Source organism: Bradyrhizobium sp. UFLA01-814, from assembly GCF_046718885.1.
In the GTDB taxonomy this organism is placed as follows: Bacteria; Pseudomonadota; Alphaproteobacteria; order Rhizobiales; family Xanthobacteraceae; genus Bradyrhizobium; species Bradyrhizobium elkanii.
In genome coordinates, this window is the sequence record NZ_JAQOSR010000025.1 from 57,845 (window position 1) to 63,844 (window position 6,000).

Consider the following 6,000-nt stretch of genomic DNA (forward strand, 5'->3'; position numbering starts at 1 on the left):
TCGGAGGACGCGACGACCATTCACCCGTGGTACGCCGCGGCTTGCTTGGCAACATCGGCGTGATGGCAGTCCATTCCTCTTCGGAGAGTTCGTAGCGCTCGCGCGCGCGACCAGAACAATTCAGTCTTCCGAGCGCAGAGCCGCTTCGATGCGCTGGATCAGCCGCTCCCGCAGCGAAGGCGCCGCGTTGCCGAGAACGGCGAAGGTGCGGACGATGGGCAAATACGGCTCCATTGCCGCCGTTAGCTCCGCGAGAGACATGCCGGCCAGCCGAGCATATTCGGATTGCGCCGCCGCATTGGTCGCGCGCGGCCGCTCCGGATTGTCCGCGACTTCCGGTCCGAGCTCGGACAGGATCACGCGCAAGAACCCAAGCTCGAGGACAGCGGGCCCGCACATCGCGCTGACCCAGTCGACCAGCTTTGGGCCTTCCGCCGTCATGATCACGTTACCGGGGCTCAGGTCGGTATGGCAAAGCCCGTCGCCCGGCGGCAAGTGATCGATCAGCGCGAGGATTTCAGTGGCGATGTGCTTCGGGAGCTTGCCGTCGTCGCGCCCCAACTGAGCCTCCATATACTCGCGCATGGAGAGGACCTCCGGCGGCAGGGGCGTCTTGTGAATGGACATGGCAAGAGCCGCGATGATCGCGCCGGCCTGTTCGAACGTCACCGCGCCGGTTCGCGTTAGCTGCAGCAGGGTCGGTCCGTCGAGGCGCTGCAGCACAATGCCGAACCGCCCGTCCAGGGTCACCTCGCCGAACACCTCCGGCACCGGCGCGCCGACGGCGTGGACGGCGCGGATCATGCGCACCTCGAACCAGGGCATCCGCCGCGGCAAGCCGGGCTTGAACAGTTTGACGACTTGCCCCGGCGCCCAGGCGTAGGCTTCGGAATAGGCGCCTTCACCGATCTTTTCCCCCAGCGATCCCTGCATCTTTAGCCCCCGTGTTGCTGTGACCCTCACCCTATGGGCACTCGTCATAGGCGGTGCGAAGCGACGCCGTTCTTCGAACGGCTATGGCCGGGCATGCCGCCTTCGCTGAAGCTTCGGCGGCCGAGCGCGTATGTTGGCCCGGCGTGGCCTTGGCGTAGACGTGATGACCGAGACTAATCACCCCGCCGAGCGCAGGGCCGCCTCGACGCGCTGGATCAGCCGCTCCCGCATGTCAGGCATGGCTCCGCCGAGCAGGAGGAAGACGCGGACGATCGGCAAATAGGGCTGCATCGCCGCCGTTAGCGCCGCAGGAGCTATCCCGGCCAGCCGCGCATACTCCGCCTGCAGAACCGAATTGACCGTGGCCCGCTCCGGATCGTCGGCGTGTTCCGGGTCAAGCTCGGCAATCAGGACATGGCACTGTGCAAGCTCGTAGGCGGCGGGCGCACGAGTCGCGCCGAGCCAGTCGATCAGTCTCGGACCCTGCGCCGTCATGATCACGTTGCCGGGGTGAAGATCGGAATGGCACAGCACGTCATCGGGCGCGAGGTGCGCGATCAGCGCGAGGACGCCGGTGGTGATGCGCTCCGGAAGCACGCTGCCGCCGAACCGCAATCTGGCGTCCATCGCCTCGCGCAGCGAGAGTGCGTCCGGCGGCGGTCGCGTCTTGTGAACGGCAAGGCAGAGCGTCGCAAGGATTGCGCCCGCTTGTTCACGCGTGATGGCGCCGGTGCGCGTAGCCTGCGTCAGGGTCGGCCCATCGAACCGCGGCATCACGATGCCAAAGCGGCCGTCCAGGGTGACTTCGCCGAGCACCTCCGGCGCTGGGCCGCCGGCGGCGAAGACCGCGCGGGTCATTTGCGTCTCGTGCTGGACGACCCACTGCGGGATACCTGGCTTGGACAACTTGACGACCTGACCGGGCGCCCAGGCGTGGACATCAGCGAAGACGCCTTGGCCGATCTTCTCTCCCAGCGATCCCCGCATGCCCGTTCTCCGCCGTGCAGAGGAAACACCGGCGACGAGCAAAAAGGAACCCCTCCCGTCGCGGGGCCGCCGGACACGGTGATCGCGTCTCAACCTGCAGAGACCTCGTGCACTCCGCTAAATGGTGCCAAGTCCGGTTGCGGCCCTTCGGCGATCTCGGGAGATGTCCGCTTTTCCGCCGCTGTTGGGGGCAAGCGGACATCAGGCGCCAGCAAGTAGCCCGCATGAGCGAAGCGATATGCGGGATGATCTTGCGGCCTGCGTGTCGGCCCCGGATGTCGCTTCGCTCATCCGGGCTACGCTTGCTCATTTTGAGTTTGGTCGAGTTGATCCTTAGCAGACATTCCCCAGGCAGGTCCCCTTGCATTTAGCCTGATCGTCGGTTGCGTTCACGTTGCCGGGCTTCAATAAGCGTCTCTGTCATGCCTGCCGGCACTACAAATGTGTTGATGGAGAAGCCGCCGCAGCAATTGATCGTCTGACCGGTGATGAAAGAGGCGGCAGGCGATGCCAGGAAGATCGCGAGGTCCGCCATTTCACTAGCCAAGCCGAGACGCCCCATTGGGGTCGCTCGTTCGAAGGTGGTGAGGATTTCAGGACGCACCATTTTTCTGAACAGTGGCGAATCAATCGTGCCTGGGATGAGAACGTTCACCCTAATATTGTCCACTGCCCATTCCAACGCCAGTTGACGGCTCATGGCGATAAGGGCGCCTTTGGTAGTGCTATAAGCCGACTTTCGGGCGTAGCCCACAATGCCAGCCAACGATCCGACGAAAACGATTGCTGGTGCGGGACTCTTCCGAAAATGCGGTAAGCAGGCTCGAGCGAGTAGTAACGGCCCGTGGACATTGGTCCGGAACGCTGTCTCCCAGTCGCGCATGTCCACATTCTCGAGCATACAGTTGGCGCTCCATGTCGCTGAGTTGATCAGCACGTCGAGTCGACCATAGGTAGCCATTGCTTTTTGCACTGCTGTATCGATATCCGCTCGCTTGGACACGTCCAAACGTTGCGCGACAGCCTTGCCTCCGCTTTCGCGGATTTCCGACGCGACCCGCTCCGCGTTCTCCAGGTTGAGATCGGCCACGATCACCAGCCCATCGTTGGCTGCGAAGGTCCGCGCGCATGCTGCACCCATGCCGCTCCCGCCGCCGACAATCAATGCAGCGAGCCCTTCAATCTGTGATCGCTTCATCCAGTCTCGCGGCCGCTGGTCTGTTTCAACGGCAGCCCTTGGTGTCAGTTCGCTCATCCCTCACTCCCCTTCACGAATTTCGGCGATCAACTCGCCGACGCAAAACCGTTGCTGGAGCGGAATTTTCGATTTTTCAATCTAACGACCCAACGGGCACTCCGTGTAAAATGCCTTAAGATCAGCATAGCCGTTGATATGATCCTCAGTGCGTGGTGAAGCCTCCATCGACCGGCAGCCCTACGCCGATGACGAAACTCGCGGCCGGACTACATAGCCACAACACGGCTGCCGCAACCTCCTCGGCCCGGCCAAGGCGGCCGATTGGCTGCAGCTTCATGATTTCGGCCATCGCGTCGGCCTGGCCTTTGAGCATGTCGGCGACCATCGGCGTATCGATAACGCCGGGGCAGACCGCATTGATGCGGATGCCGCGCGGGGCATATTCGACACCCGCGCTCTTGGTCATTCCAAGCACGGCGTGTTTGGTGCCGTGATAAGCTGCGCGTTGCGGGAGGCCGACGAGGCCGCCCAAAGAAGAGCAATTGACGATCGCGCCGCTCCCTTGATCGCGCATCACGCGCAACTGATGCTTCATGCAGGCCCAGACCCCCCGCTGGTTTACCGCGGTGACGCGCTCGAAATGCTCGATCGGCTCCTCGGCGGCGTCCGATGGCGGCACCTGGATGCCGGCGTTGTTGAATGCCATGTCGAGCCGTCCGTACTCCGCGACCGCGCGGTCGACCATCGCCGCCACCTGCGCCTCGTCGGCGACGTCGCAGGCCAAGCCAATTGCGGTGCCGCCCTCTCGGACGATCCGCTCCGCCTCCTTCGCGGCGAGATCGCCGTCCAGGTCGGCCAGAACGACGGAGGCGCCGTTCTCGGTGAACATCCGCGCCGTTGCCAGTCCCATGCCCTTGGCGGCACCGGTGACCAGGGCCACCTGTCCTTTGAAGTCATAGACGGGGTTCATTTAACTCCTCACTTCGTGTTGCAGGATCAAATCGATCCGTTCGGTGGTCACTTCGCGGGTCCCGGGATTCGTTTCGGCGCATTTGAGATCAAGGCTCCTGCTCGACTGTTCCGCTGTGAAAGAGTGCAGGTTCAGCGCCTCTGCGCCGCGATTGTTCGTCGGCCGGACACCGAACGCGCCGCGACCCGCTCTCGTTACGAGTGCCATGGAAGGCATTCCTTGCCGCCACGGGTACCACCGACCAGGCTGAACCTAGGTGTTTCGCGCGCTAAAGATTAGGTGATAGAAACTGATTGTAATCATTAGTGGAGCTTATGAATGGACCGCGAGAACGCAGGCGACCTCCTCGCATTTCTGGCGGTCGCGAGGGAACGCAGCTTCACAGGCGCGGGAGCCAAGCTCGGCATTTCGCAATCCGGTCTCAGCCAGACCGTCCGCGGCCTGGAGGAGCGGCTCGGGGTGAGGCTGCTCAACCGCACCACGCGAAGCGTTGCGCCGACCCCGGCGGGAGAGCGCCTGCTCCGAAGCATCGGGCCGAAATTTGAGGAAATGGACGCCGAGCTGTCGGCCCTTGGCGAGCTGCGGGAGAAGCCGGCCGGCAACATCCGGATCACCGCGACCGAACACGCCGCCGAAGCGATCCTGCTGCCCGCCCTGGCGAAGATCCTGCCGAATTACCCGGACATCACCGTGGAAGTCATTGTCGACTATGGCCTAGCGAACATCGTCGCGCAGCGATACGACGCCGGCATCCGGCCCGGCGAACTCGTCGCGAAAGACATGATTGCCGTTCGAGTCGGACCGGATTTGCGGTCCGCGGTCGTCGGCGCTCCGTCATATTTTGCCAACCGAAAGAGGCCGCGCACGCCCCAGGACCTGACCAGCCACAACTGCCTGAACCTGCGCCTGCCGACCCATGGCGGGCTCTACGCTTGGGAATTCGAGAAGGACGGGCGTGCGCTCAACGTGCGGGTCGACGGCCAGCTCGTCTTCAATGGCGCAGGACCGCTCTTGCAAGCGGCGTTGAACGGCTTTGGCCTCGCATACCTGATGGAGCGTAACGTGCAGCCCTACATCTCCGACGGACGACTGGTTCGGGTGCTGTCGGATTGGTGTCCTCCATTTTCCGGATACCACCTGTACTACCCTAGCCGTCGTCAGCCTTCACCGGCATTCTCGCTGCTGGTTGAAGCTCTTCGGTATCGAGGGAAGTAGGCGGTACTTCTGCTTGTGGCCCTTCGGCGATCTCGGGAATTGTCCGCTTTTCCGCCGCTGTTACAGTCAAGCGGACATCAGGCGCCGGCCGCTTAATGAGTACTACCCCAGTCGCCTGGCCGCTCCGATGAAGCGAGCCCTACAATCCCGGTGACCTCGCCGCCCAAGCCTTGGTGGCCTTGCAGCTTTCCATCGCTCGGCCGTAGGCAAGGCGTGCCGTCGTGCGGGCGAGATAGTCCCGCTCGGTAGGACCGGGGACGTAGTTGCCGGTTCGCATGCCGAGCAGGAGGGCGTAGCTCACCGAGATATCGGCAGCCGTGAATCGGTCGCCGGCGAGATAGAGGCAATCCGCGAGACGGCGGATAACCAACCCCAGCCGGCTCTCGAAGGTCTCGATAGCCCAGCAAGTGACCCGGGCATCTCGCTCGGCTGCGGGCGCCAGTTGGCGACCGACAATGACGGCGTTCATCGGCCCGGCGAGCCCGGCCTCGCCCAAGTGGAGAAATTGCAGATAGGAAGCGAAGGCGGGATCGTCCGGGGCGACGGCAAGCGAACCTGAGCCGTGGCGGGCGAGCAGGTACTCAAGAATCGCGATCGATTCGACCATGATCGTCTCGCCGTCCTGCAATGCGGGAATGAAGCCGGCGGGGGTTTTAGCGGGGGAAACGCGAGCAACCCCCCCCGCGGCGAGCAGCTC

6 protein-coding genes are annotated in these 6,000 nt (G+C 63.5%); 1 reads left to right on the forward strand and 5 read right to left on the reverse strand.

Going from position 1 to position 6,000, the window contains the following annotated elements:
- Positions 1 to 120: 120 nt before the first annotated feature.
- From PMN64_RS10660 to PMN64_RS10675, 4 genes are all read right to left on the reverse strand, one after another.
- The gene (locus PMN64_RS10660) at positions 121 to 933 is read right to left on the reverse strand and encodes an aminoglycoside phosphotransferase family protein (protein WP_411780646.1); all 813 of its coding nucleotides are present in this window, start codon (positions 931 to 933) and stop codon (positions 121 to 123) included.
- 177 nt (positions 934 to 1,110) lie between these two features.
- Positions 1,111 to 1,920 (reverse strand): phosphotransferase, encoded by an 810-nt coding sequence (locus PMN64_RS10665; protein ID WP_411780647.1) that lies wholly within the window; start codon positions 1,918 to 1,920, stop codon positions 1,111 to 1,113.
- A 367-nt stretch (positions 1,921 to 2,287) separates the two neighbouring features.
- Positions 2,288 to 3,175 (reverse strand): SDR family NAD(P)-dependent oxidoreductase, encoded by an 888-nt coding sequence (locus PMN64_RS10670; protein ID WP_411780648.1) that lies wholly within the window; start codon positions 3,173 to 3,175, stop codon positions 2,288 to 2,290.
- A gap of 145 nt (positions 3,176 to 3,320) precedes the next feature.
- The gene (locus PMN64_RS10675; protein ID WP_411780649.1) at positions 3,321 to 4,088 is read right to left on the reverse strand and encodes an SDR family oxidoreductase; all 768 of its coding nucleotides are present in this window, start codon (positions 4,086 to 4,088) and stop codon (positions 3,321 to 3,323) included.
- Positions 4,089 to 4,406: 318 nt separating this feature from the next.
- Between PMN64_RS10675 and PMN64_RS10680 the strand changes: the two genes are divergently transcribed.
- Positions 4,407 to 5,303: a LysR family transcriptional regulator gene (locus PMN64_RS10680; protein ID WP_411780650.1), complete on the forward strand. Its 897-nt coding sequence runs from the start codon at positions 4,407 to 4,409 to the stop codon at positions 5,301 to 5,303.
- Between the two features lie 139 nt (positions 5,304 to 5,442).
- Here PMN64_RS10680 and PMN64_RS10685 read toward each other — a convergent pair.
- A partial coding sequence (locus tag PMN64_RS10685) for a glutathione S-transferase family protein (RefSeq protein ID WP_411780651.1) occupies positions 5,443 to 6,000 on the reverse strand: 558 nt, incomplete at its 5' end.